Below are 24,611 nucleotides of genomic sequence, written 5' to 3' on the forward strand. Positions count from 1 at the left end.
ACTAACCTCGTTCTATCCCTAAGGAACTGTTTTTATTAGATACTGAAAACGATGTGACAAGAATGAGTATCGCAAAAACTAGACACAAGTAGATTGGATATAGCGGGTGGAGAGTTGCGGTGAACGCCAGCAACGACGCGACTCCATAGCCAAGTGTGTGAGACATCGAAATGAAGCCTGCGGCAGCACCCGGGGCTTCACTTTGTTTTTCAGTCGCAAATACCGTGTATGCAGGAACAAGCAGCGCAGCACCAATGGCTGTCAACATCATTGCACCACCAAACACCCAAATATTAGGTATCAGCAACACGATAAACCCAAGCACTAAACATAATGCGCCAAAGCGATACATAGTTGTGGACGTCAATTTGCTTTTCTTAACCACCAAAACTTGAGTCACAAAAGTACACGTTGCACTAATGGTTAATAATGCGCCAATCGCATCACTCACCTTGTCGGTTGACCAACTAGTAACAGCATAAATGAGTGGCGAGAAGCTATATTGCGTTAATGCCACTGTCGCACAAAGCAACAACCCGCTCGACAAAAACACCCATAGCCCTTTTTGGGGCAGCCACGATGTGCTCTCTCGCTGGGCCTGCTTGGTACTTAGCATTGCAGGTTCTGGCAAGAAAATAGCTAAGACTAGCGCAACACACGGCAGTAGAATCATCAACATGAGCGGTGCGAAATAAGAAAATTTGAGTGCCACAATAGAGATGAGTGGGCCAATCAATCGGCCAGCACTCAAACCGATACTCACCGATGTTATCGCCTGCAAGCGGTTCTTCTCACCACACAACAATATTGCCCAGTGCTGACTTGCTGGCACCAAACCTGCGACCGTGCAGCCATATAAAATTCGTGCGATGACCAGCCCGATAAAACAGGCAATGTACACGCGATCACTATGGCTATCCGATTGAAAATAGCCGCTATTCATTGCAAACAGTGTCAATAACGCAAAGCTAACCGCCATTCCAGATAACGCCTGTAACACCACTTTTTTGGGACCATGTTTATCACTGTACCTTCCCCAAAAAGGGGCGGAAGGCAAAAACAGCAAACTTCCAATCGCGATAAATATAGACCACGTAGGTAAGCTGAACGCAGAGTGTTCAACCAGAAACGGTAACGAGACAAGTAAGCCGTTTTGTCCTATGCCCATCAACGCCGAAATCAGGCTAATAGCCACTAAATGAAATTTTTTATTTTGTATAACGGACATAATATCGAGGTTGATTAAGCTATTTTTGAAAGCAAGTGAGTGGGTAACAACATGAATAGCAGTAAACTAATTGATTTGGAGAATGATTATCATTTGTTTTTCATTATGTTACATTAACGGCTAGTAGCCTATAACTCAACTTCATATTTCACTATGTACAAACTTACCAATGCCTCGTTCGAAATCGACGGTAAGAAGATCCTCTCCCCTACCCAATTAACCTTTGAGCCTAAAAAGGTCACCACATTACTTGGTCATAATGGATGCGGTAAATCGACTCTCATGAAACTACTGAGTCGACAAAATGCCCCAACCCAGGGAGAAGTCTTCTTCAACGAACAACCACTGTCTTCATACAGTAACCTAGAGTTTGCACATCAAGTCGCTTACCTACCGCAGCATCCACCTATTACGGATGGTGTTACCGTTCGTGAGTTAGTTTGCTTTGGTCGCTACCCTTGGAAAGGCGCATTTGGAAGGTACAGCAAAGAAGACTATCAAATTGTTGATGAAGCGATTGAGAAGGTAGGCTTGAACGCTTTCGCAGATAGATTCGTTGCAACCCTATCGGGTGGTGAGCGACAAAGAGCTTGGGTCGCCATGCTACTTGCCCAACAAAGCAAGTGTATTTTATTAGACGAACCAACATCGGCACTAGATGTTGCCCACCAACATGAGCTACTGGCTTTAATTCGAGAGCTTAACCAATCATTGGGTTTAACCGTGATTATGGTACTTCATGACGTCAATATGGCGGCAAAATTCAGTGACCATCTTATTGCTCTTCACTCCGGTGAAGTGATCGCTTCTGGCTCTCCGAAAGAGTTGATGACACCGGAAACGCTGATGAAAATCTACGGCATGGAGCTTGCGCTATTCGACCACCCTGAAACAGGGCAACCAATCAGTTATATCCCTTAAATGATGAGGAGTCTGTTATGAAAAAGTTCATGGCGTTATTGTCTGTCTTATTCGTATTTAATACTTATGCGCTAGAGAGCCCTCATGCATTAGAAATCACACACGAAATGGGAACCGCTTCTTTCGAAACAACCCCTAAAAAAGTTGTGGCGTTAGATTGGGTTCTGTCAGAAACGGTGCTCAGCCTTGGCGTTGAGCTAGAAGGCATTGCCGATGCCAAAGGCTATCAACAGTGGGTTGTGAAGCCAGAACTGAACCAAGATGTCACCGATGTTGGCTCTCGACGCGAGCCTAACTTGGAACTATTAACTAAGTTGAAGCCTGATGTCATCCTAATTAGCGAACACATGGCTGCGGCTTATCACCAACTCAATAAAATTGCTCCGGTGTTAGTTTATAGCGTTTACAGCCAAAAGAAGCAGCCGATTGAATCTGCAACAGCGATTACGTTGTCGCTTGGTAAATTGTTCGACCAAGAACAAAGAGCTCAACAAATTATTGCAGACACAAAGCAGCGACTTCACGACAACGGTGAGAAAATACAAGCAGCAGGCAATTCAGATAAGCCATTGATCTTTGCACGTTTCATCAACGATAAAACTTTGCGAATTCACAACCAAGGTTCACTGGCGCAAGCAACCATTCAAGCGATGGGGCTAAAAAACGATTGGCAGGAACCGACTAACCTTTGGGGCTTTAGCACCACAGGTGTCGTGAGGCTCGCGGAACATCAACAAACAAACGTGATGCTTTTTGGTCCTTTGACTGAAAACGAAAAAAATCAACTTACTCAATCTGCACTTTGGCAGGCAATGGAATTCACAAGAACAGATTCCGTGTATGAGCTTCCGAGCATTTGGACCTTTGGAGGTCTTATCGCTGCGCAAAGATTTAGTGACCACATAACAGAACTACTGACCCAAAAATGATAGCAACCACCAAGATTGAAGGTTCAGCAGTGGCAAGAACTCACATTAAAACAGTCGTCCTATCGGTTACGGCTGTTCTCCTTATCGGCTCGCTACTGCAGATAACTGCCCCCTACTCGAAAGGTGTTGGGTTGATTTGGGATACGCTCTTTCATTTTGATTCAGCGAACTACCAACACCTGATCACTCATCTCACTTATTTACCGAGACTTGCAGTTGCACTCCTTTGTGGTTTTGCATTAGCGGTCGCCGGCTGTGTGATGCAGTTTGTGTTACGCAATCCTATTGCTTCACCGACGACACTGGGTGTCGCTGCGGGCGCAGAGCTAGGTATGGTATTGGGTTTGCTTTTAATCCCGGCAAGTGTCGCTGTTCCACTTTTTATCCCTGCTTTCATTGGTGGCTGCCTTGCTACAGGTTTAGTCTTTGCACTCAGCTCTACACGTGGGTTTTCGCCACTACACATGGTTCTGGCGGGTATGGTCGTGAGCCTATTTTTAGGATCACTCAACACCATGCTACTCATGCTGCATGAGCAACAGCTTACCAGTGTATTCGTATGGGGCGCGGGTGTACTTAACCAAAATGATTGGTCTAGTGTCCAAGTTTTATTACCCCTGATTGCCATTCCAACTCTACTACTGCTCGTCCTGCAAAGACCACTATCTGCATTGCAGTTTGGTGATAATGTTGCCACTTCGCTAGGCGTGAATATTAAGCAAATCAAACTGTTGTGTTTATCGCTCGCAATCTTTATCACCGCTGCAGTAGTCAGTGAGGTGGGCTTGATTGGCTTTGTGGGTATTGTTGCCCCAGCGATTGCAAGGCTACTAGGCGTTAGATCATTAGCTAAACAAATTCTAACCAGTGGCTTGATCGGTAGTTTAATCCTGTTGATTGTCGATTTGGTGATTCAGCCATTCTCAGGTTTTGGTGGAGAGTTACTGCCAACGGGCGCAATGACAGCATTGCTTGGCGCTCCATTTTTATTATGGCTATTGCAACGTACTAAACTTCAATCGGATCTCAAGAGCCGTAACGAGCATATTGAACAGTACAAGCGAGTTAGCACAGACAAAACCTTGATTGCTATGTCTTTGGTATTGGCGGTTACATGTTTGGTTGCGCTCACTGTCGGTAAAAATCAATTCGGCTGGAGTATTGAGATTCATGAATCCTTGTTTGAATTACGCACGCCACGAGTACTGGTTGCACTGTTAGCCGGTATTGGACTTGCTTTCGCGGGTACCATTATTCAGCGTATTTCAAATAACCCGATGGCGAGCCCAGAAGTGTTGGGCATAAGTTCAGGTGCTGCCCTAGCGCTGGTTCTTGGCACACTCTGGGGCAACTCGATTGGACGCGAAGAACAAATGCTGCTTGGTACACTTGGAGCAACGTCTGTTACGGCTGTAGTTTGGTTGATGGGCAGAAAGCACAACTTCGCGCCAACGCAAACTCTATTAACCGGTATCGCGTTAAGTGCAGGGCTTGATGCTTTGCTGCGTATTACGATGAGTTCAGGTAACGAAAATGCCACGGCGCTGCTGACTTGGTTATCGGGTTCAACGTATCTGGTTGCCACACAAGATGTCGTTTTACTTGCTGTTGGTGTGACAATTGTTGGTGCTATTTCCCTTTCACTGCATCGCTGGATTGAACTTATAAACCTAGGTGAAGTGACCACCAGCAGTTTGGGGATGAACACAACCACAGTTCGCTTAGCCTTGCTGTTATTGGTCGCAGCACTGACTACGCTGTGCACCATCGTTATTGGTCCGCTGAGCTTCATCGGACTGTTAGCGCCTCATATGGCCCGCTCGCTGCACCAATATAGAGCGATTCCACAAATGCTGACAGCGGCATTGTTGGGCGCGATCATCATGGTCGCTGCGGACTGGATTGGTCGTACGTTGTGGTTCCCTTGGCAGTTCCCTGCTGGGCTGCTTGCTTCTCTACTTGGAGGCGGCTACTTCCTTTACCTAATGAGAAAGTAACCTTTCAACAAGCCTATTAATTTCTCCTCCACTTCGCTGAACTCCGAAGTGGAGGCTTATTTCAACTCTGTCTTTGTCCGTTCAATCCTCGTTTATCCTCTCAACCCTCGTTTATTCTCTCAACCGACATCGCTAATCCGGAATACTAGTAATTGTTTTTTGGTTGCAGAAACACAATAAATGGTATTCGAGCACTTTTATGTTTACCATGGTTCCAATAACAAACTGATTTGTAAGCCCTATGGACATAACGACAATTACAAAGCTCCAACAAGACTTGCTGTTTAAAGTCATTGCTAGCTTAAAAGCCGAAGACGCTAAAGCCGGTAGCAGCCTCAATGAATCTTCTTTGGCACAACAATTCGAAGTTTCAAGAAGCCCAATACGCGCCGTTTTAAAACACTTGTCGAGTCAGGGCATTACTAAGGTTGTTCCCTATAAAGGTTCTGTACTTCAAATGGATGCGGCTGATATTAAGCTAGACGTACCGACAGACGACGAACAGCCCCGCCAAGAACAACTGTACCTGAATATTTTAATGGACCTGTTCTTTGGGGAATTAAGCAGTTCCTTCTCGGAAAAAGATCTGCAAGAACGATATGAGGCTAACCGTGGTGAAATACAAAATGTCACTCGCCTACTAGAAAGCGATGGTATTTTCCGCCGCAGCCCCGGCTATAAATGGCAACTTGATGGTGTTCTAAACACACTTGAAAGGCATACCGAGAGCTATCGATGTCGCTTGATCTTTGAACCTGCAGGGCTACTTGAGCCGACATGGAACTTAAAGCGTAGCGAACTCGAAGCATGCCGAGATCGCCATGTCTACGCCATCAACAATCCAAAATCGACTTCCGCTAGTCAACTCTTCGCACTGAGTGTCGACTTCCATGAACTGATCGCAGCCAGCTCCGGAAACCGCTTTTTGTTAGGGATGATGCAACAACAAAATCGTCTGCGTAAGGCTACGGATTTGGTCTCTATGCATATTCAATCTTCCGTGGTTAAGTCATGCCAACGCCGCTTAGACATCATGGATCTGGTTCTAGAAGGCGACAATCAAAGTGCCTCAGCAAAGCTAGCCCAACTGCTCGAAAACGATATACGAGTAATGAATCGCACCTACAACAATGTCATGAACGTATCGCGCGAACAACGAGAACAATTACTCAGCAGTATTTCAGGAAAAAACAACTAACCTAAGAGCAGCATACTTTCATGCTGCTCGCTCTCTCTTCATTTACTTTCCGTCGCCTCTCGCCCCACGCAACAGAAAATACAAATCCAATCAGTTACTTAAGATAGAACCAGACATAAGAGCTGGACTTTAACGATCCTATAAAACAGACACTATTGTTGCATTTGAAAATAAATTGCATTCTCATATTGTTTTTTCGCATCAAAAATACAATAATAATGATTCTTATTTAGACTAAGAGCTGAAACAGCAGTAATAACGACTCACCTATCCGATTCGTCATTACTCACCACTCTGATGAGTCTGGATAAACACAATAAAAAATAGAGCCACCGCGCCAAAAGAAATGTGTGCAGCCTTTCATTGATAAATGCAGAGAAAAAAATGAAGACCGAAAAAGGAAGTTTCAAGCTTTCCACCGTCGCATTAGCAGTTGCGGCAGTAACGACAGTATTCACAGCCCAAGCTCAAGATCTAACAACTGAAGAAAAAATGGTGGTGGTTTCTAGCCGCACACCTAAAGCCATCAGTGATATCCCTGGTACCGTTTGGTATATCGATGCTGAACAAATTGAACAAGAGTATCGAGGTGGTAAATCACTAGGTGAAATTCTATCGGCAACCATCCCATCTTTAGATGTTAGCAGTGGTGCCCGCACTAACTACGGTCAAAACTTACGTGGCCGTAAGATGCTAGTGATGATTGACGGCGTATCATTGCAGTCGTCTCGTCCAATCAGCCGCCACCTAGATTCCATCGACCCGTTCAACATCGATCGTATTGAAGTGTTGTCGGGCGCAACCTCGATTTATGGTGCAGGCGCTTCAGGTGGTGTTATCAATATCATTACCAAAAAAGCGCAAGGTGAAGAGCTAGAATTCGAATCCTTTGTTGGCGGTTCATCTGGCTTCAACTCGAATGAAGATTTCGATTACAAAATCGGTCAATCTATCTCTGGTGGCAACGAGACGGTTCAAGCTCGCTCTTCTGTGGTTTACACAGAGACACAAGGCTTCTTCGATGCAAATGGTGACATTGTTACCCCTGATATTTCACAAGGTTCGCTGCAATTTAATAAGACGGTCGACTTCTTAACTACAGTGGGTGTCAACATCACTGAGACTCAGAAGCTTAACTTCCTTGCTCAATACTACGATAGCCAACAAGATTCACCTTACGGCCTTTACATTGTCGGCAGTGACTTTGTTGATGTAAGAAAAGGGTTTGATTCAGACCGCGAACATGGCACAGAGCGTATCATGTTGAGTGCTTCCTATATTGATGAGCAGTTCCTTGGTCATCAGTTGATCGCAGAAGCGTCTTATCGAAAAGAAGATCAAACTTATACACCTTATTACCAATCTTCTGGTCAACAAATTACCGACGTTATCTCACTTAAAACAGCATTAGCGAAAAGCTTTAACAAGTTCAATCTTGTTTACGGTATTGATGCTTATCAAGACAAACTGGATAGTAACCAAGCTCTGTATGATCCAACGATTGCCAATGATTCTGGCAATTTGATCAACAAAACGTATGCTAAAACAGGTCGCTACCCTGGTGTAAAAGTGAGCTCAATTGCTGGCTTTATCCAAACGGATTATGCAATAACCAATGATTGGACTGTCGAAGGTGGCTTCCGCTACCAATATATGTCTAACGAGATTGATGATTTTGTCGGCTACACCCAACAAAAGAAAATTGCCTCTGGCACTGGCACGTCTGCCGATGCGGTACCAGGCGGTGAAACAAGCTACACCGTTGGTCTATTTAACTTGGGTACGATTTACCACCTAAACAACGAGTCTCAAGTATGGGCAAACTTCTCACAAGGCTTTGACCTTGCAGACCCTGCAAAATACTACGGACAAGGTGACTACACACTGGTTGGCGATCACTGGCAACTGAACGACAGCATCAATGTGAATGATTCAAAGATGTCTGGTATTAAAACCAACAGCTTCGAGCTAGGTTATCGCTTAGAAACCGGCGAGCTAAACCTACAAACGGCGGCGTACTACTCGCAATCTGACAAGTCTGTGAGTTACAACAAGAACACATTACTTATCGAAGAAATTGATGATAAGAAGCGTGTTTACGGCCTAGAAGCAATGGCCTCTTACTGGGTACACGATAACATTCAGCTTGGCGCATCTGGCCACTATGTGATTTCTGAAGTAAAGGGTGACGACGGTTGGGAAGACTATACCGCGGGTGAAGCAAGCACATCGAAAGCGAACGCTTGGGCTGGTTGGTACGACACAGATCTATCTGTAAAACTACAAAGCCAAACTATGTTCGATTACGAAGATGCGGATCAAAACAAGCTAGATGGTTACACCGTGTTTGATTTAGTCGGTACCTATCAGCTTCCTGTTGGTAGTCTTGGCTTCGGTATTCAAAACTTATTGAACGAAGACTACACAACTATTTGGGGACAGCGTGCTCAAATTGTGTATTCAGCACACTACGCTCCAGCTGCATACGACTACAAAGGCCGCGGACGTACTTATACTCTGAACTATCAAGTTAAGTTCTAAAACTTACTGTAGTTTATTAATAATTAAAGGGTTGGTATTTAGTACCAACCCTTTTTTATTTAATACTAATTTAGAGTATTCAAATAAATATGGAGTCAGATTGTTAATATAAAAATCTACTCAAACCTTTACACGATTAAATAGCGTTAAATTTAACAAGTCGCTCACTATAACCAAAGTTAGCCGGTGTGTGATTAACTTCTACTGTAATACTACCAGACAGTTCTCCATCTGTTTTATACACTGGACATGATGCAATATCGGATAAGTATGACTCTTCTGTTGGAGCGCTGAAGTAATAAATCTTTTGTAGATTACATTCACCAACCTTCATTCCCAACGCTTCAACTTCAGAACGCTGACGGTAGTAATGTGGGCCGATATCAAGAAGATACTCAGGACTATGTGTATAAATCTCGCTAGTGTAGCGCTCGGTAAACTCACTCTCCGCAATAAAGTGTTCATTTGCCATGCTGTAAAGCACATTCAGATGCCAGTAGATAAGCTCAGACTCATCACTGGTTGATGCGCCAGGCTTAGAGTAGACGCACTGGATCTGACTATGAGGAACTTGTAAGCTCTGAGTCGATTTGATGTTATTACGAAGAGCCTTGATCCCACAGCGATGCATCGTGAAACCCTCATTCTTCATCGACTCGGTAACTTGGTTAATCGACTGATATTGAACGTAGACCCCTTCCGGTGATTCGCCAGTGATAACGTTAGTATTATCAGCATACGCAAACGAACTAAGAGAAGAGATTACAGACACTAAAGCTATTGTTTTTTTCATTATTATTTGTCCTTTGTGATTGGCGGCAGGAAAATAACTCAGAAAACCAATATGCAACACAACACCTATCGATATTTGTGATCTTGGTTGAAGCAATGATTGCTTTTATGAATATTAAGGTTTGGTGTCGGGTATATTTTATATTTGGAAGATTAAATAGCTTAAATTTAATAGGGATATAAAGTCAGTTAGTGAAAGAAACTTAATAGAGACATGACGTTTATTATTAATAAATTAGATTTTAAACAATTAAGAAATATTCAACTATCAATAACACCTGCTCTATTTATTAACTATTCTGTTTAATTAAGAAAATATAAGACGAACCTAATAGGCTCGCCTTTATTGTTCATATCGTAAACAGATTTCACAACTGTTATTGAGACTCTGACAATAAGAGAGATACACCAGAAAAACTTCGGAATGCATTGATCATGATGTAGAGATCTTCATCAGCCCTAGGCACCTCGCACGTTTCAAAGTTACCTGAGCGATAAGGTCGGCAATCGTAGGTACTTTTCGTTGGTTGCGCGCCTGAACGAATGTAGAGATCAGCGTCCCCTACTCCAGACTTAATCACGACACTCACGTCCGTGGTGCGATTTTCTGCTTTGAGCACAAACAATTTCTGTTGTCCGGACGTCGCGGCGAGATCGCTAATCAAGCTTCCTAAAGTCACCTCAGGAATATCATTGTTCGGCTCACCGACTGAGCCATCTGGCAACGTATCACCAAAGTATGAAGACACGAGTGGCCAAATCTTACTTATTTTCACGCCTTGGTTTTCACAACCTCCAAAATGATGCAGCGCAATCGCTTTGTTGTTGTCAGTACGTAAAACAGGTGAACCAGACGAGCCGCCAATGGTGTCACAGAAATAGCCAGTGTCGGTGTTGGCACCTCGCCCACCAGTTGAAGCTACATCAATCTGACACATTCCGGAGCCATTTTGGTCACTTTCAATTGCCAGTTCTTTCGGCTTACCAGCTCCGTGTTGTGGAATGTAAATACCATCGCCAAAGATTGGCTCTTGAGCATCCAAGCCTAGGTAACCAAACGACTTAATTTTTGAAAAGTCATCAACAGTGAAAAGTGTGTAATCCAAATCATAATCAGTGCTGAGTATCTTACTCCCCATGACTTTTACCGTGGTGGCCATAGAGCCATCACAAGTACGACGCTGATAGTTAAACCATACCTCTGTATTTCTCAGCTCTGATTCTGATGCGACACAGTGGTTGTTGGTGAACATATGGTTATCTGGCCCCACCCGCCAAGCGGTACATAAACTACGCCCATTAATAAGTAGCCTTGCAACCGGAGTTGTCCAAGCCACCTTATCTGGATGAGACTCTTCCCAACAGGCTACGTCTCTACGCTCATTAACGCCACATGTCGATAACGTTGCCAATGCCTCTTCGTCTGCACTCTTGCCCGCCATGTAGTAATCTATCTCGAACTCAGCGTATTGGCCCTTTGAGTTTGGAATAACCTCAATCAGCATGCGCTCGCTTGAAATAGACTGAGCAAACCAATCTGTCTGGCTCTCACGATACTCAACAACCTCATCACTGGTGCCCGAACTCAAGCGCAATAGACTGCCTTTTGGCACAACTAGCGACTTGAAGTGAAGCTTAATGAATGATGCTCCCACATGCTCGATTTGCTCTTTGTGCACATTGCCCGATGTCTCAATCAACGCTTGATGCGATAATGGGTACTCAACTTCATTGGCAATAACGGGTATGTGTGGCTGAACAGCAAGATTGGGCTGAACTAGGGATTGTGGCTGCGCATTTACGAACGAAGAAAAGAGACATGTTGTCGCTAACCCAAGGTTAGATAAGATTACTTTCATTGGATTTCCTATATCGATTTGTAGTGTTCCCTCCACAAACATATGCGCTAAAAAACAATATAACACAAAATGCATATTTGATTTTCAGTAAAGAAATCTCAACAGCCGAAGTAAATTCTAATTTTCAATAAGATAGCTGTCATCAGTATTGATTCTCACCAATATGACTGTACAAATTTATGTGCTAGTTGAAGAAAAAATGAAACACGAAGAAATCGCGTTGTTTGCTATTCTGAAGGTATTTTCGGCAGAGCTGCACGCTTGATATTGTCACCCGTCATAAGTTTGAAAATATCGGTGAGCAACGAGTATGCAAAGCCTGCACTGGATAGCTAACCAATAACCAAAACAAAAAGGGCTAGCAATACTGCTAACCCTTCTCAGTTGAGAGTTCATTTCGAACTCTCTATTTGTATTCAGCTTTCGATTATGCTGTTTTTTCATCCAAGTTTGCGTCTTGCTTGTCATCAAGAGCAAAGTAGATTTTCGACACAATTACTTCAGCAATCAGAATCGTAAATACCACAGCAAAGAAAGCAACAACACCGTTCCAAGGGCCAGTAAAGCTCACCTTGTCACCGAACAATAAGTTAATCGCTTCTAGCATGACAAACTTCGAGCCCACCAAGATAATGTAAGTGGTAATCGCTCGGTAAATCTTAGGAGCAGTGCCCGGCTTGCTTTTAAAGTGCTCAGCAATCTTATGTTCTAAGCCAATAGAAAGTTTCAATAGTAGCTGAAGCAACAACGCCGCTATCAAAGAGATAGTGAAAGATTCGATATTCACAAAGTCCCAGTACTCATCAAAGAAGTTAAGAACCACTAGGTCCACCAGCACTGCTAACGTGTAACCAACAAATAGACGTTGTGGTGTATTGAATCCGTAAACTTTGTCTGAATTAGTCATGTTGTCTCTCTTTAATTTGATAAGTAGCCTCGATTTGAAATACATCTTAGCGTTCGAATCAGAACAAAACTTACCATTTGATGACACCATCCTCTTTCCATTCAAAATTGTTAATCTTTATTGATTGATCATTTTCTGTACCAATAATTCTCTTCCCTCTATACAGCAATACTGAAAAATATAGAAAAGCACCAAAAGATAAGTCTCGTCACTGCTTGTCATCAAATGGCAATTTTTAATAGGCGTCACCTCATAAGATGACTCCATCAGCGACAAACACTCATTTGAAAAAGGTGCAGACTATGAAAAAGCTAATCACTAACGCGAACGTATTTAACGGTGTTGATAACAACCTAATCGAGAACGTATCTATTCTTATCGAGGACAACTTGATCACTCAAATTGGCGAGGTCGACGCTACGTTAGCCGATGAAATCATTGATGCTCGAGGTGGCACGGTAATGCCTGGCTTGATTGACGCCCACGTTCATATCACGCTCTCTGCGCCTTTCAATGTGATTGATACTATGACACGTGAAGAAGTCGCAATTCGCTCAGCGAAGATTTCAGAAGAGATGCTGATGCGTGGCTTTACCACTATTCGCGATGTAGCAGGTAACACGCTTGGCCTTAAGAAAAGTATCGATAATGGCTACGCGACTGGCCCACGTATTCTTCCTTCAATGGCGGCAATTTCACAAACCAGCGGTCACTCAGATTACCGCCAAAACCAAGCTCAAGAACGTTTAGCGAATGGACACGAAGATTCGCCAATGATGAAGCTAGGTGCGATGCGAGTAGCCGATGGCCGTTCAGAAGTATTGAAAGCCGTGCGTGAACAACTGTTTATGGGCGCGTCACAAATTAAGATCATGGCAGGTGGCGGTGCATCATCGACCTTCGACCCGCTAGACACATTGCAATTTACTTCCGACGAGATGGAAGCCGCTGTACAAGCCGCTTCAGATTACGGTACTTATGTTGCCGCACATATCCATACTTCAGACGCGATGCGTCGAGCAGCAGAAGCGGGCGTCATGTCTTTCGAACACGCTACCATCATGGATGACGAGATCGCAGAGATCATTAAAGAGAAAGGTATTTGGGTGATCCCGTCTTACTTCACCTCTTCATTGATTGCAGAGCGTAAGATCCCACTGCCAAACGAAGAGACATATCGCAAGACAGAGCGCGTGGGTAAAGCCATGTTCAAGTCGGCAGAACTGATTAAGAAATACGACATCCAAAACATCGCATTTGGTACTGACTGTGTGGGTGAAACCAATGTGCATGCAACCCAACTGAATGAGCTTGGTGCGATTGAGCAAGTATTCGATACCATCACTGCACTTCGCATGGCGACGTCAAACTGTGGGCGACTATTCGAAATGTCGACATACCAACACCCGTACCAAGAAGGCAAACTTGGTCAAGTGGTTGAAGGCGCTTACGCTGACCTACTGATCATCGACGGTAACCCACTAGAAGGCGTGGCATGTGTGGCTAACACAGAGACACAAAAACTGATCATGAAAGACGGCAAGGTGTATAAAAACACGCTTTAGTGTTCAATATACTCACTAAGTAATGAAACCTCTCAGGCAAGCAAGCGAACTTTATAGTCGCTTGCTTGCCTTTTTATTAAGCGCTGTTTTATTGCTACTATTAGACACAGGTTATTGATTTATGGATAAATCGGGGTGGGATAAGGATGGCATTAGAATGAGAACTGTACTTAATACACGTCTATTTTCATTGCTAAAGGTGATTACCTCACTGCGATTCGTCTTGGTATTGCTAACCAGTTCAGTGCTGTTCGGATGCAGTAACTTTCGAAACTTATCCCATGAGATAGATGCAATTGACTCCATTACCGACCAATACCAACTGGTTTTGAGCCAACCCGCATCAGATTCAGCCGTCGTGATTCTACAAATCAAAGACATCAATCAAAGCGAAGTGGATGGCTACGATGGAATCATCAACAGTGACCGTATCCACTTGCAGCTATCGAATAACATTCATTACCTACTTGTCTTTGAAGATAAGAACCAAGACTTAACCCTACAAGCTAACGAAGCATTCAGCGTTATTAATCTTAGTGACTACCAAGACAATTCCAGCATCAAAGTCTCACTCGAAGTGAATGAGAATGAAGCCCCAAGCGCCTTTGTTGATCGTTCGCTCTCTTCACTATTGAAAATCGAATTGGATTTGGTTGATATCGGTGCAGTTGTGAGCCTTGAAGATCCCCCTTTTGACAGAAAAAACGCCAAACTTGGGATGTGGCAACCACTAACATTCCTGCTCGAGCATAATGCTGGGCTCTACTTTTTATCAGAGTATGATCCAAACAAAATCCCTATCTTGTTTGTGCATGGCATTAACGCAACTGCATTGGATTTTGAGCCGCTGATTGAAAAAGTCGACCAATCTAAATATCAAATATGGGTTTTCAACTACCCTTCCGGTTTATCTTTGGCTTTGAACTCTAAAGGTCTGAACAACCTAATGCACACCGTCGTCACTCAATACAAGATTCAGCAACTACACGTGGTGGCGCACAGCATGGGCGGGCTTATCGTTGCCAATAGTATTCGTCAGTGTCGTATCGGACAGTTATGTGATTTTGTCAGTAGCATGACTACCATCTCGTCGCCATTTGGTGGTGTTGCTTCAGCTAAGCAAGGTATAGAGTACTCTCCCGTAGTAATGCCAGCCTGGGTCGATTTAAATCCAGAAGGCAAATTTATCGCTGACCTGTTTTCTGATAACGATAAAAACCACACCCCACACTTTTTAGCGTTTGGCTATAACTCGGGGGAGCTGTTCAATACCAAAAGTAACGATGGCGTCATTAATCTCTCAAGCCAGTTGTCCCGCCCGGCCCAACTCCACGCGTCACAAATCCTCGGCTACAACGAAAACCATTTGAGCATCTTAGATAACGATGACCTGTTTGAAGACCTGTCCGAGTTTTGGTTAAGAGCTGAAGAAGAACATTGATTTATGATTCGGTGCACTAGGCAGTACAGGTAAATCAGATACGAAAAATGGAACGCTCGGGCTAATTTCGTACTCTCTCCCCCTCATGTTAAGTTCATCAACCCTTTTAGATCTGCGACCGAGGAGGAGAATCTTCTTTGGTGCTGAATGTGTACCTGTATATGTAACAATCGGTATTCTGTCTCTCCCCTTTCCACGAACCACAATTGATCGAAGATACAATTTAAGGGGAGGTTAGGAGGGGATTTTTAGATAAGATCTGACACAGGTTTGCCCCATTGCAAGATACGTAACTTCACGCGATACTTTGCGCGCAGGCATTGGTTCTATTTATTCTAATCTGAGTAACGCCTATAGAAAGGTCACTCGCAGGTGAAGTGACATCAAAAGATTAGAGCACGCTTTAGTAGACAAGGTGCCATAATCTAGCATTCCGGTTACAGTATTATTTGCTATTAATGAGTAGAAGTCACCGCTTGAGTATCTCTTGTAACATCTCTTTTAACTCGTTTGAGTCTTTAGCCTCTTTGACACATTCTAAAGTAGCTTTGTATCCAACTTTTGACTTAACTCGAACAACGAGCGGCACTAAAGCGAACTCATTACGAGATTCGGTCTCTGAGTTAACTTCTATTCCGAAAACACACTTTTCAGTCAGTACTGAAATTCCCTTATCTAAGTGATCTATTGCATCAAGTAGATTGGTAGTCAGTAGCATTCCCCACGGGTTATAGTCTAACTCTCCATGAACATGTGCTTGTTTAGATGAGTAACAATGCCCTTGTGCTTGCATAGCAGACTGAATGGCAAACTCGGGAACCGTAGGGTTTACTTTCCCGGGCATAGCACTTGAACCAGCCTGTACTGCTGGAAGCGTAATTTCCGATAAACCGCCCTCGGGACCGGAAGACATCAGACGCAGGTCTTTCGCTATCTTGATAATAAAGCCCGCTAAGTTCTCCACCTGGCTCACACAATGAGTTTGAGCATCGAATGATTGGCTGGATTGAAACAAGTTATCGTTCTTGCGAAGCTCTATACCGGTAACGTCGGAAAGCACTGAGATACAACGCTCGGCATAAGCCGTTGAGCAGTCACCACCTCGACCAATAATATTACCGCTTAAATTCACAGCCTGAAGGTCATTGCGACACGCTTTAAGGTGCATTTGATAGGTGCGTAGTGATGCTAAGTAACCGCTCCAGAATTGTTTAAACTCAATCGTGACTGCATCCTGCATACAGGTCCTGGCGAGTTTAGAGCTGTCGTTGTGATTTACCATTAAATACTCAAGCGCGTATATCAAGCGTTCAATGGTTATATCTAAGCGATCAAGGGCTTCAATCGCAGCCAAGTGGCTTGCGGTTTGCAAGCAATCGCTCGTTGAATGATTCATGTTAATGGCATCATTCGGATGAGCGGGAGAATAAGAACCGTAGGGCTGGGCATAATAGCTATGATTGACAATGTTAGCGACGACTTCATTGACATTCATATTAACTGAAATGCCACCGCCACCATGAAAGGCGTGAACGGGGAATAGCTCCTTTTGGTAGTTTTCTAGTACGGACTGACAGGTGTTTTCAACGTTCAATGAAAGCACAGGATCCATTTCTCCGATTTCCCTGTTTACACGAGCAGAAGCTAGTTTGATGCGTAAAACAGCAGTGACAATTGAAGCGTAGTCACCAAGTGTTTTTTGATTATCTACAGGATACAGATTTAGAGCTCGTTGTGTTTGAGCCCCATAAGGGAGTAACGCTGGAATTTTCACTTCACCAATATTATCGACTTCGATTCTGTATTGCATATTTTTCCTTAATTGGGCGGATAGGACCGCCCAACATATTTGACTAGCTTTCGCCGTAGTAGACCCAAATACTCTTAGTCTTTGTGTAAGAAGATAGCGAATGAATGGCCATTTCTTTACCCCAACCACTTTGTTTAAAGCCTCCAAATGGGCTGGCAAGTCCATAGCAACCATATTTGTTTACAAACACCATACCAGCATCAATCTGCTCAACCATTCGATGTGCGCGAGTCACATTAGATGTGTATATACCTGCTGCAAGCCCATATTCCGTGTTGTTAGCTATTCTAACGGCGTCTTCTTCAGTTCTGAATTTGATACAGGAAAGCACCGGGCCAAAGATCTCTTCGCGAGCTATACGTGCATCTTCAGGTACTTCTGAGAAAATTGTTGGTCGCACAAAGTAGCCGTTGTTATTCCCATTTGATGTATCTCGCGTACCACCAGCAACCAGTTTTGCTTCGGTTTTACCTATCTCAATGTAAGACATGATTTTATTGAACTGCGCTTCATTACATTGAGGCCCTTGTTCACTTTCTGGATCTAACGGGTCACCACACTTAACAGCCTCTGCTTTAGCAATCAGTTTCTCAAGAACGTAATCGTAAATTCCTTCTTGAATTAAGAATCGTGTTGGTTCGGAGCACTTTTCACCTTTATGAGAGAACATAACAGTAAAGGCGCGATCAATAGCTGCATCTAGGTTTTCAGTATCCTCAAAGAAAATACAAGGAGACTTACCGCCAAGCTCAAGCGTGACTGATTTCATGTTTGATTGGCCGCTATTCTCAATAATTTTGCGTCCAATCGGTGTACTGCCCGTAAAGGAAACTTTTTGCACATTATTGCTGACTGTTAGCTGATTTGAAGCCGCTCCATCAGCGATTACTAGGTTTAAAACACCGTCTGGAATATCAACGTTTTCAACAATTTTTTCTATCAAATATAAGGAGGTCAAAGGTGTAAACTCGGATGGTTTTAGAATAACCGTATTCCCCATAGCTAAAGCCGGAGCGATTTTCAACGCGGCCTGATAAAGAGGAAAATTCCAAGGTGCGATAAGAGCACACACACCAACCGGTTCTTTATTCGTGAAGTTAAGGTATTCAGGATCGACAGGTGACGTTTCGCCATAAAATTTATCAGTCCAGCCTGCATAGTACTCAAAGATATCAGCACAAGTTGGAATATCATCTGCCAACGACTCTGTTAAAAGTTTCCCGTTTGGTAGCGTCTCTAGCACCGCTAAGACTTCAGTATGATCACGAATAACTTGAGCAATATCGCGAAGAACTTTAGCTCGTTCAGTCCTACTAACTTTACTCCACACACCAGATTGGTGAGCTTGTGAGGCAACAACAGTCGCTTCTTCAACTAGCTGCTCATCAGCTAAAGGGATGTTACATAACACATCTCTATTACTAGGGTTGGTAACCATCCAGTTATTCTCTAAGTTCCCAAGAACCCATTGGCCACCAATAAATTGTTTTTTATCTTTGCTTAGCCACTCTTTAGCTGTAGCGATCGCTAAGTTGTATTGAGTATCCATATTTTCTCCAAACTGCGCATTTGTCATTGTGGTCAGTCCTTAAAAATTTACAGATCTCACAATTTTACAACAACTGAATAAAAGTAATTAACATATGAGATTTAATCGTTAGAATTCAAAAAAACCTATAAAAGCGCGCTATTTCGGAAATTAATGTGAAACGCAGCGACCGAGTTTGAGTTCTAAGTCGCTGTATTTGTGACTAGGAGCAAGATAATGAGACAACTACCCTCGCTTAATGCAGTTCGAGTATTTGAAGTTGCAGGTACGCACTTAAGTTTCACCGCTGCGGCAAACATTTTAAATGTTACGCAGGGGGCGGTTAGCAAACAGATAAAACAACTCGAGGAGTATTTGGGTGTACCGCTTTTTAAACGCACATCTACTCGAGGGCTCCTTGAGTTAACTCCGATTGGCGAGCAAGTTCTCGACACGATTTCTCGTTCTCTTTCTGAAGTTGAGAAAGGGTTAGAGGTCATACGGAACCCCAATCTTCAACAGCGATTAGTTGTCCTTGCTCCTCCAACATTTACCAGCCGTTGGTTGAGTGCTCACCTCGTTAACTTTGCTAAAGCATTTCCTCAGTATGACTTACAGATCTATAGCAAACGAGAGCAAAGTACCCTATACGATATTGAAATCCTCTTTGATGAAGTCAGTGAGTTCTATGCAAAAGACAACTTGTTGTTTAAAGAAAAATACGTAGCAGTCTGCAATCAAGACCTCGTTACCGAGAGCATGAATATTGAGGCTCATACACATAAGATGCTCCATATTCGCCACCATGGTCATAACCTCCCGGCATGGAAAGATTGGCTTGAATCAGCCAATATCCAATTGACAGAGGGACATCGAAAAGGGATTTCGATGAGTACTCAAGAACAGGTGATAAATACAGCTATCGCTGGAGGCGGATTCGCGGTAGTCGATCTCAATATGGTTTATCACTCACTTAAAAAACAGGAGCTAATTCAATTCCACCCTCTGCAATGTCGCAGTCGCTATGGGTATTTTATTCATGTCCCGACTCCCAAAGTCGGTACGAGTAAAGTTGAAGCATTTGTATCCTGGTTGAAAGAAGAGTGCCTTAGCGTGTCTTAGCTTCAATTTTTCAAACAACCACGATTACCAATCAGAATATAACTGGTTGTTTTTTATGAAGTTAAATTCACCACACATGCAATAATGAACTAAACTCATGCATACCTAACTTATATTCACTCGTGTTTTGTTGGCTTTTGAATCTAAATACTCAGGTCAACAAACAAAAATTAAACATTTCGTTTACATAATGCGAGGGGTGAATATGGAATACGTACAACTAGGTAACTCTGGCCTCAAGGTGTCTCGTTTGTGCCTTGGAACGATGAACATGGGCTCTAAGGAATGGAAGCCTTGGATCTTTAATGAGAAAGAGAGCGAGCCAATCATTCGTCATGCTATCGACCATGGTGTTAACTTTATCGATCTAGCAGACTTTTACTCATATGGAGCAGGTGAAGAAGTCGTTTGTAATGTACTCAATCGCATTGGACAACGTGACAAACTGATTGTCACAACTAAAGTTGGTTACCAAATGAATGATGACATCAACGCACAAGGCCACTCTCGCCAGCATATAATGAATTCCATTGATGCATCGCTAAAGCGCATGAAGATGGACTATGTAGATATTTACATGCTTCATTTCTTTGATGTAAACACCCCTATCGAAGAAACAATGTGCGCTCTGAATGATATCGTTCGATCAGGAAAAGCTCGCTATATTGGTGTTTCAACCATGTATACATGGCAGCTCGCTAAGATCATCCAGGTATGTGAACAAAACGGTTGGGTAAAACCTATCAACATGCAATTACAATATAATTGTGCCTACCGAGAAGAAGAGAGAGAGATGATTCCATATTGCCAAGACCAAGGCATCGGAGTGTCGGTATTTAGTCCTCTTGCTCGGGGTATCCTCACTAATGATATGCAGTCTAACCGAAACAAAACCGATTTCTTTACTGCTGAAATGTATAACGACAAGGCTTCATTTGATATTTCTACTTCTGTTGCCCGCGTAGCCCAGAGGCACAACGTAGCCCCCGCTCAGGTAGCACAAGCTTGGGTACTATCTAAACAATACGTTTCCTCGATGTTAGTTGGTGCTGATACTCCGGAACAATTCAATAGCGCTCTAGCTGCTTTGGAGATGAATCTAGATCAAGATGATATATTTGAGTTAGAACGCAATTATACGCCTTGCGATATAATCAACGATTACACAGCAGGAAATCGTATCCCTCGAGAGGCTCGTCTCCCCAAAGGTATTTACGCTAAATAAATAGCATATAACTCAAACTATATTTAAATGGCACTTAACGTGCCATTTTTTGTATTTTCAATACGGAAACCCCAACTATAACAGTCAGCTTCCTGAATGACGCTAATCATACTCGACACTTCCTAACCTCTTCTGGATGAAGTCAAGAATTGGCTCGACTACCTCCATCAACTTCTGTTTCTAACCCAAGGGTTTTACAAGCCACTGGTTTTACAAAATCAACTTAACTGACTGATACCTATGACGATATAGGCATTTATGCACGTCTGGCAATTAAACTTAGCTCACAGAACTAAAAGTAAACCCCTCAAAATGAAACACTCGATTAACAACGTGTTATTGATGACTATCACTATTGGAATATAGACATTCAAGGTCAATTCAATCTAACTGGTTGTTTAATTGGAGGATTCATTGTCCAGTGAATTTTGTTCTTAGGTATGGGACTTTATTTCCATTATTCACCAATAACATTGCTGTAACATTAAACCCAATTAATACGGTGGTTTATTAAGGGACATAAAATGACAAACCAATTTGTACTTGGCTCCAATCGAAAAATAGATCCGTCACGTCGACGTGCCGCACAATTAAAACCAGATGGAAGTGTGAACGACAATGATCGAGTCGAGATTGGGCCTACTGCTCTCGCATTCCAAGAATGGGCAGACCTAGGTCTCACTCCCCCAAATCTACATAAAATGCGAGAGTATCGATTAAAACGCATAGTCGACCAGTTGCAAGCCCGTGATTTGGCAGGGGTGTTGTTATTTGATCCTTTGAATATTCGATATGCAACAGATTCCACCAACATGCAGCTTTGGATTGCACACAACCATGCTCGTGCTTGTTTTGTATCTGCAGAGGGCTACATGATCCTTTGGGATTTCCATAACTGTGAACATTTATCTGCACACCTACCGCTTGTGAAAGAAGTACGTAATGGAGCGTCATTCTTCTACTTCGAAACTGGAAATCGAACCAATGAACACGCCCATCATTTTGCAAAAGAGATTGCAGACATCGTTAAGCGTCACGGTGGTGGGAGCAATCGTATCGCTGTAGACAAGATAGAGATTGTTGGTTTGCGTGAGCTCGATAAGCAAGGTCTCGATATCTTTGATGGCCAAGAAGTGATGGAGCTAGCTAGAGCAGTCAAAAACATAGATGAGATCAACGCAATGCGCTGTTCGATTGCTTCAACAGAGATTGCAATGAAAAAAATGCAAGAGGCAACTGTTCCTGGCGTCACTGAAAACGATATTTGGTCGGTGCTACATGCTGAAAACATTAAGCGCGGTGGTGAATGGATAGAGTGTCGAATCCTGTCTTCAGGACCTCGTACAAACCCATGGTTCCAAGAGTGCGGCCCTCGCGTAGTTAAAGAAGGAGAGCTGTTAGCTTTTGATACCGATCTCATTGGTCCTTATGGATTCTGTGCAGACCTATCGCGCACGTGGCTAATCGGTGATGTAGAAGCTACCGAAGAACAGAGACATTTATACCGCGTGGCCTATGAACATATCCAACACAATATGGAAATACTAAAGCCAGGTATGACATTCGAAGAAGTTACACGCTCTGGCCTTCTACTTCCTGAAAAATACCGACCACAACGCTATGGAGTAATGATGCACGGTGTCGGTTTATGCGATGAGTACCCTTCAATACGATATCCAGAAGATCTAGAAGGTCATGGGTATGACGGTGTATTGGAGCCAGGCATGGCACTTTGTGTTGAGGCATATGTTGGCGCTGTTGGCGGCAAAGAAGGGGTCAAATTGGAAGACCAAGTAATTATCACAGAGGATGGGTTTGAAAACCTAACGAACTACCCATTTGAAAAAGAGTTATTAAAGTAGGAGCAGCACATGACATCCGTACCTAAAAACACTCATAAATTACTAGTAAGCGCAGGAGCTGGGATAATTTTAACGCTGTGCTTTGTCTATGTATTACTTGCTCCAGAAGCAAGCACTGACATGTTCGCAAACCTGAAGAACTATATCGCACATAAGTTTGCTTGGTTTTACATGGGCAGTGTCGCGTTGTTTATCTCTATCTTGATTTTCAGTGCTTGTAGCCGTGTCGGAGACTTAAGGCTTGGCAAAGATAATGAGAGGCCGGAGTTTTCTGGGTTTGCGTGGGGGTCGATGCTATTCAGCACAGGGATGGGTATTGGGCTTGTATTTTTCGGCGTCGCCGAGCCAGTTATGCACTACATGAACCCTCCTATCGTTGAGGCTCAGACTGATGTTGCAGTGAGAGAAGCAATGAACATCACGTTCTTTCACTGGGGAATCAATGCATGGGCTATTTACACCATTGTAGCGCTTGTTATTTCTTACGCAGCCTATCGTAAAGGTCGTCCACTAGAAATGCGAAGTGCGTTTTATCCAATTTTTGGCGAGCGAATCAATGGGCCACTAGGCGTAGCCATTGATGTCTTTGCGGTACTTGCAACAGTGGTTGGCATAGTTACCCCCCTAGGTTTTGGGGTACAGCAAATCAACGCAGGCTTAAATTATGTACTTGGCTTCGAGATTAGCACAGGCAATCAAATAGTCCTGATCACCATTATTGGGATAATGACATGTATTTCATTAGTCCTTGGCCTAAAGAAAGGGATTAAAGCACTGTCACTCATCAATATTTGTGTCGCAATTGGACTAATGACGTATGTATTCTTAGCCTCTAATACTACCTTCATCCTTAACTCAACCGTTGAGAATATTGGCAACTATTTGGCGAGCTTTGTACCACTGTCTTTTGATACTTACGCTTTTACCAACCCAGATTGGTTCTATGGTTGGACACTCTTTTACTGGGCGTGGTGGATTGCTTTCGCTGCACCAACTGGATTGTTTATTGCTCGAATTTCACGTGGTAGAACAATACGAGAGTTCGTGGTAGGTGTGCTTGTTATTCCGGTAGGTTTTTCTTTCGCATGGCTGACAATATTCGGTAATAGTGCGTTGGACCTTATCCATAACCAAGGTGTCGAGGAGCTAAGTGCGGCTGTAATGACAAACTCTTCATCGGCACTGTTTAAGTTTTTTGAGTTGGTATCTGATTGGAGTCTGCCTAGTTACCTAGCACTATTCAGCATTTTCGTATTCTTTATCACGACCTCTGATTCGGGCACGCTTGTTATCAATACTCTGACGTCAAAAGATGAAGATAATGCTCCGATTTCACAACGTATTGGCTGGGTAATTGCAATTTCTGGTATCACTAGCTTGTTATTAATGAGTGGAGGCATGACCGCCATTCAATCGCTACTTGTTATTATGGGATGCCCTTTCGCCATTATGGTAACGATGATGAGTTATGGGTTTATGAAGTCTGTGTATATTGAAGTCTATTCACCCGCAACCCAAACCCGAGGTGCTGAATTGGATGAAGTGATTAGAAAGGCAGAACAAACAGAGATTGAATATAGGAAAGCTCAAGTTATCCATGGTGGTAAGTAATCATATTGAGTTAGATTACTTAAGATCAATAATATCGACGATTCACTGACTATACAGCTCTCCCCAAAACAAAAG

Annotated in this window: 17 protein-coding genes; 11 read left to right on the plus strand and 6 right to left on the minus strand. The window is 43.2% G+C overall.

Annotation, left to right across the window (positions count from 1 at the left end; translation table 11 throughout):
- Position 1: 1 nt before the first annotated feature.
- Entirely contained in the window at positions 2 to 1,228 is a 1,227-nt protein-coding gene (locus tag L0991_08535) for an MFS transporter (protein XGB61496.1), read from the minus strand.
- A 153-nt stretch (positions 1,229 to 1,381) separates the two neighbouring features.
- On the opposite strand from L0991_08535, the gene L0991_08540 reads away from it, so the two are divergent.
- From L0991_08540 to L0991_08560, 5 genes are all read left to right on the plus strand, one after another.
- The gene (locus tag L0991_08540; protein ID XGB61497.1) at positions 1,382 to 2,149 is read left to right on the plus strand and encodes an ATP-binding cassette domain-containing protein; all 768 of its coding nucleotides are present in this window, start codon (positions 1,382 to 1,384) and stop codon (positions 2,147 to 2,149) included.
- Between the two features lie 17 nt (positions 2,150 to 2,166).
- Positions 2,167 to 3,078, plus strand: coding sequence for an iron-siderophore ABC transporter substrate-binding protein (locus L0991_08545; protein XGB61498.1), 912 nt, complete (start codon positions 2,167 to 2,169; stop codon positions 3,076 to 3,078).
- The gene (gene fhuB / locus L0991_08550) at positions 3,078 to 5,075 is read left to right on the plus strand and encodes a Fe(3+)-hydroxamate ABC transporter permease FhuB (protein XGB63872.1); all 1,998 of its coding nucleotides are present in this window, start codon (positions 3,078 to 3,080) and stop codon (positions 5,073 to 5,075) included. The genes L0991_08545 and fhuB overlap by 1 nt, the downstream gene beginning before the upstream one ends.
- 241 nt (positions 5,076 to 5,316) lie before the next feature.
- Positions 5,317 to 6,273, plus strand: coding sequence for a GntR family transcriptional regulator (locus L0991_08555; GenBank protein ID XGB61499.1), 957 nt, complete (start codon positions 5,317 to 5,319; stop codon positions 6,271 to 6,273).
- A 384-nt stretch (positions 6,274 to 6,657) separates the two neighbouring features.
- A complete protein-coding gene (locus tag L0991_08560) occupies positions 6,658 to 8,814 on the plus strand; it encodes a TonB-dependent receptor (protein XGB61500.1) in 2,157 nt (718 codons plus the stop codon).
- A 136-nt stretch (positions 8,815 to 8,950) separates the two neighbouring features.
- Here L0991_08560 and L0991_08565 read toward each other — a convergent pair whose 3' ends face one another.
- The 3 genes from L0991_08565 to L0991_08575 all read right to left on the minus strand — a co-directional run bounded on the left by L0991_08565 (position 8,951) and on the right by L0991_08575 (position 12,372).
- Positions 8,951 to 9,607, minus strand: a complete 657-nt coding sequence (locus L0991_08565; GenBank protein XGB61501.1) for a hypothetical protein — start codon at positions 9,605 to 9,607, stop codon at positions 8,951 to 8,953.
- A 376-nt stretch (positions 9,608 to 9,983) separates the two neighbouring features.
- A complete protein-coding gene (locus L0991_08570) occupies positions 9,984 to 11,465 on the minus strand; it encodes a serine protease (protein XGB61502.1) in 1,482 nt (493 codons plus the stop codon).
- 427 nt (positions 11,466 to 11,892) lie between these two features.
- Positions 11,893 to 12,372 (minus strand): hypothetical protein, encoded by a 480-nt coding sequence (locus L0991_08575; GenBank protein XGB61503.1) that lies wholly within the window; start codon positions 12,370 to 12,372, stop codon positions 11,893 to 11,895.
- A 302-nt stretch (positions 12,373 to 12,674) separates the two neighbouring features.
- On the opposite strand from L0991_08575, the gene L0991_08580 reads away from it, so the two are divergent.
- The gene (locus L0991_08580) at positions 12,675 to 13,937 is read left to right on the plus strand and encodes an amidohydrolase family protein (protein XGB61504.1); all 1,263 of its coding nucleotides are present in this window, start codon (positions 12,675 to 12,677) and stop codon (positions 13,935 to 13,937) included.
- A gap of 190 nt (positions 13,938 to 14,127) precedes the next feature.
- Positions 14,128 to 15,378 carry an alpha/beta hydrolase gene (locus L0991_08585; GenBank protein XGB63873.1) on the plus strand — a complete coding sequence of 417 codons (1,251 nt, stop codon included), beginning with the start codon at positions 14,128 to 14,130 and terminating at the stop codon, positions 15,376 to 15,378.
- Between the two features lie 469 nt (positions 15,379 to 15,847).
- Here the strand turns inward: L0991_08585 and L0991_08590 are convergent, their stop codons facing one another.
- Complete coding sequence (locus tag L0991_08590; GenBank protein ID XGB61505.1) at positions 15,848 to 17,188, minus strand: aspartate ammonia-lyase; 1,341 nt, start codon at positions 17,186 to 17,188, stop codon at positions 15,848 to 15,850.
- 43 nt (positions 17,189 to 17,231) lie between these two features.
- On the minus strand, positions 17,232 to 18,737 hold the full coding sequence (locus tag L0991_08595; protein ID XGB61506.1) for an aldehyde dehydrogenase family protein: 1,506 nt from the start codon (positions 18,735 to 18,737) through the stop codon (positions 17,232 to 17,234).
- Between the two features lie 216 nt (positions 18,738 to 18,953).
- Between L0991_08595 and L0991_08600 the strand changes: the two genes are divergently transcribed.
- The 4 genes from L0991_08600 (at position 18,954) to L0991_08615 (ending at position 24,536) form a co-directional block, all read left to right on the plus strand.
- Positions 18,954 to 19,838, plus strand: a complete 885-nt coding sequence (locus tag L0991_08600; GenBank protein XGB61507.1) for a LysR family transcriptional regulator — start codon at positions 18,954 to 18,956, stop codon at positions 19,836 to 19,838.
- 205 nt (positions 19,839 to 20,043) lie between these two features.
- A complete protein-coding gene (locus L0991_08605) occupies positions 20,044 to 21,063 on the plus strand; it encodes an aldo/keto reductase (GenBank protein ID XGB61508.1) in 1,020 nt (339 codons plus the stop codon).
- Between the two features lie 524 nt (positions 21,064 to 21,587).
- Positions 21,588 to 22,925, plus strand: a complete 1,338-nt coding sequence (locus L0991_08610; GenBank protein XGB61509.1) for a Xaa-Pro peptidase family protein — start codon at positions 21,588 to 21,590, stop codon at positions 22,923 to 22,925.
- 9 nt (positions 22,926 to 22,934) lie between these two features.
- The gene (locus tag L0991_08615) at positions 22,935 to 24,536 is read left to right on the plus strand and encodes a BCCT family transporter (protein ID XGB61510.1); all 1,602 of its coding nucleotides are present in this window, start codon (positions 22,935 to 22,937) and stop codon (positions 24,534 to 24,536) included.
- Positions 24,537 to 24,611: the final 75 nt, after the last annotated feature.

The sequence above is a fragment of the Vibrio chagasii genome (genome assembly GCA_041879415.1).
Lineage (GTDB): Bacteria > Pseudomonadota > Gammaproteobacteria > Enterobacterales > Vibrionaceae > Vibrio.

Coding starts and splice junctions, on each gene's coding strand:
- L0991_08595 (XGB61506.1), bottom strand. CDS start 18,737: ATGGATACTCAATACAACTTAGCGATCGCTACAGCTAAAGAGTGGCTA.
- L0991_08540 (XGB61497.1), top strand. CDS start 1,382: ATGTACAAACTTACCAATGCCTCGTTCGAAATCGACGGTAAGAAGATC.
- L0991_08580 (XGB61504.1), top strand. CDS start 12,675: ATGAAAAAGCTAATCACTAACGCGAACGTATTTAACGGTGTTGATAAC.
- L0991_08600 (XGB61507.1), top strand. CDS start 18,954: ATGAGACAACTACCCTCGCTTAATGCAGTTCGAGTATTTGAAGTTGCA.
- L0991_08575 (XGB61503.1), bottom strand. CDS start 12,372: ATGACTAATTCAGACAAAGTTTACGGATTCAATACACCACAACGTCTA.
- L0991_08535 (XGB61496.1), bottom strand. CDS start 1,228: ATGTCCGTTATACAAAATAAAAAATTTCATTTAGTGGCTATTAGCCTG.
- L0991_08560 (XGB61500.1), top strand. CDS start 6,658: ATGAAGACCGAAAAAGGAAGTTTCAAGCTTTCCACCGTCGCATTAGCA.
- L0991_08590 (XGB61505.1), bottom strand. CDS start 17,188: ATGCAATACAGAATCGAAGTCGATAATATTGGTGAAGTGAAAATTCCA.
- L0991_08610 (XGB61509.1), top strand. CDS start 21,588: ATGACAAACCAATTTGTACTTGGCTCCAATCGAAAAATAGATCCGTCA.
- L0991_08605 (XGB61508.1), top strand. CDS start 20,044: ATGGAATACGTACAACTAGGTAACTCTGGCCTCAAGGTGTCTCGTTTG.
- L0991_08545 (XGB61498.1), top strand. CDS start 2,167: ATGAAAAAGTTCATGGCGTTATTGTCTGTCTTATTCGTATTTAATACT.
- L0991_08555 (XGB61499.1), top strand. CDS start 5,317: ATGGACATAACGACAATTACAAAGCTCCAACAAGACTTGCTGTTTAAA.
- L0991_08565 (XGB61501.1), bottom strand. CDS start 9,607: ATGAAAAAAACAATAGCTTTAGTGTCTGTAATCTCTTCTCTTAGTTCG.
- L0991_08570 (XGB61502.1), bottom strand. CDS start 11,465: ATGAAAGTAATCTTATCTAACCTTGGGTTAGCGACAACATGTCTCTTT.
- L0991_08615 (XGB61510.1), top strand. CDS start 22,935: ATGACATCCGTACCTAAAAACACTCATAAATTACTAGTAAGCGCAGGA.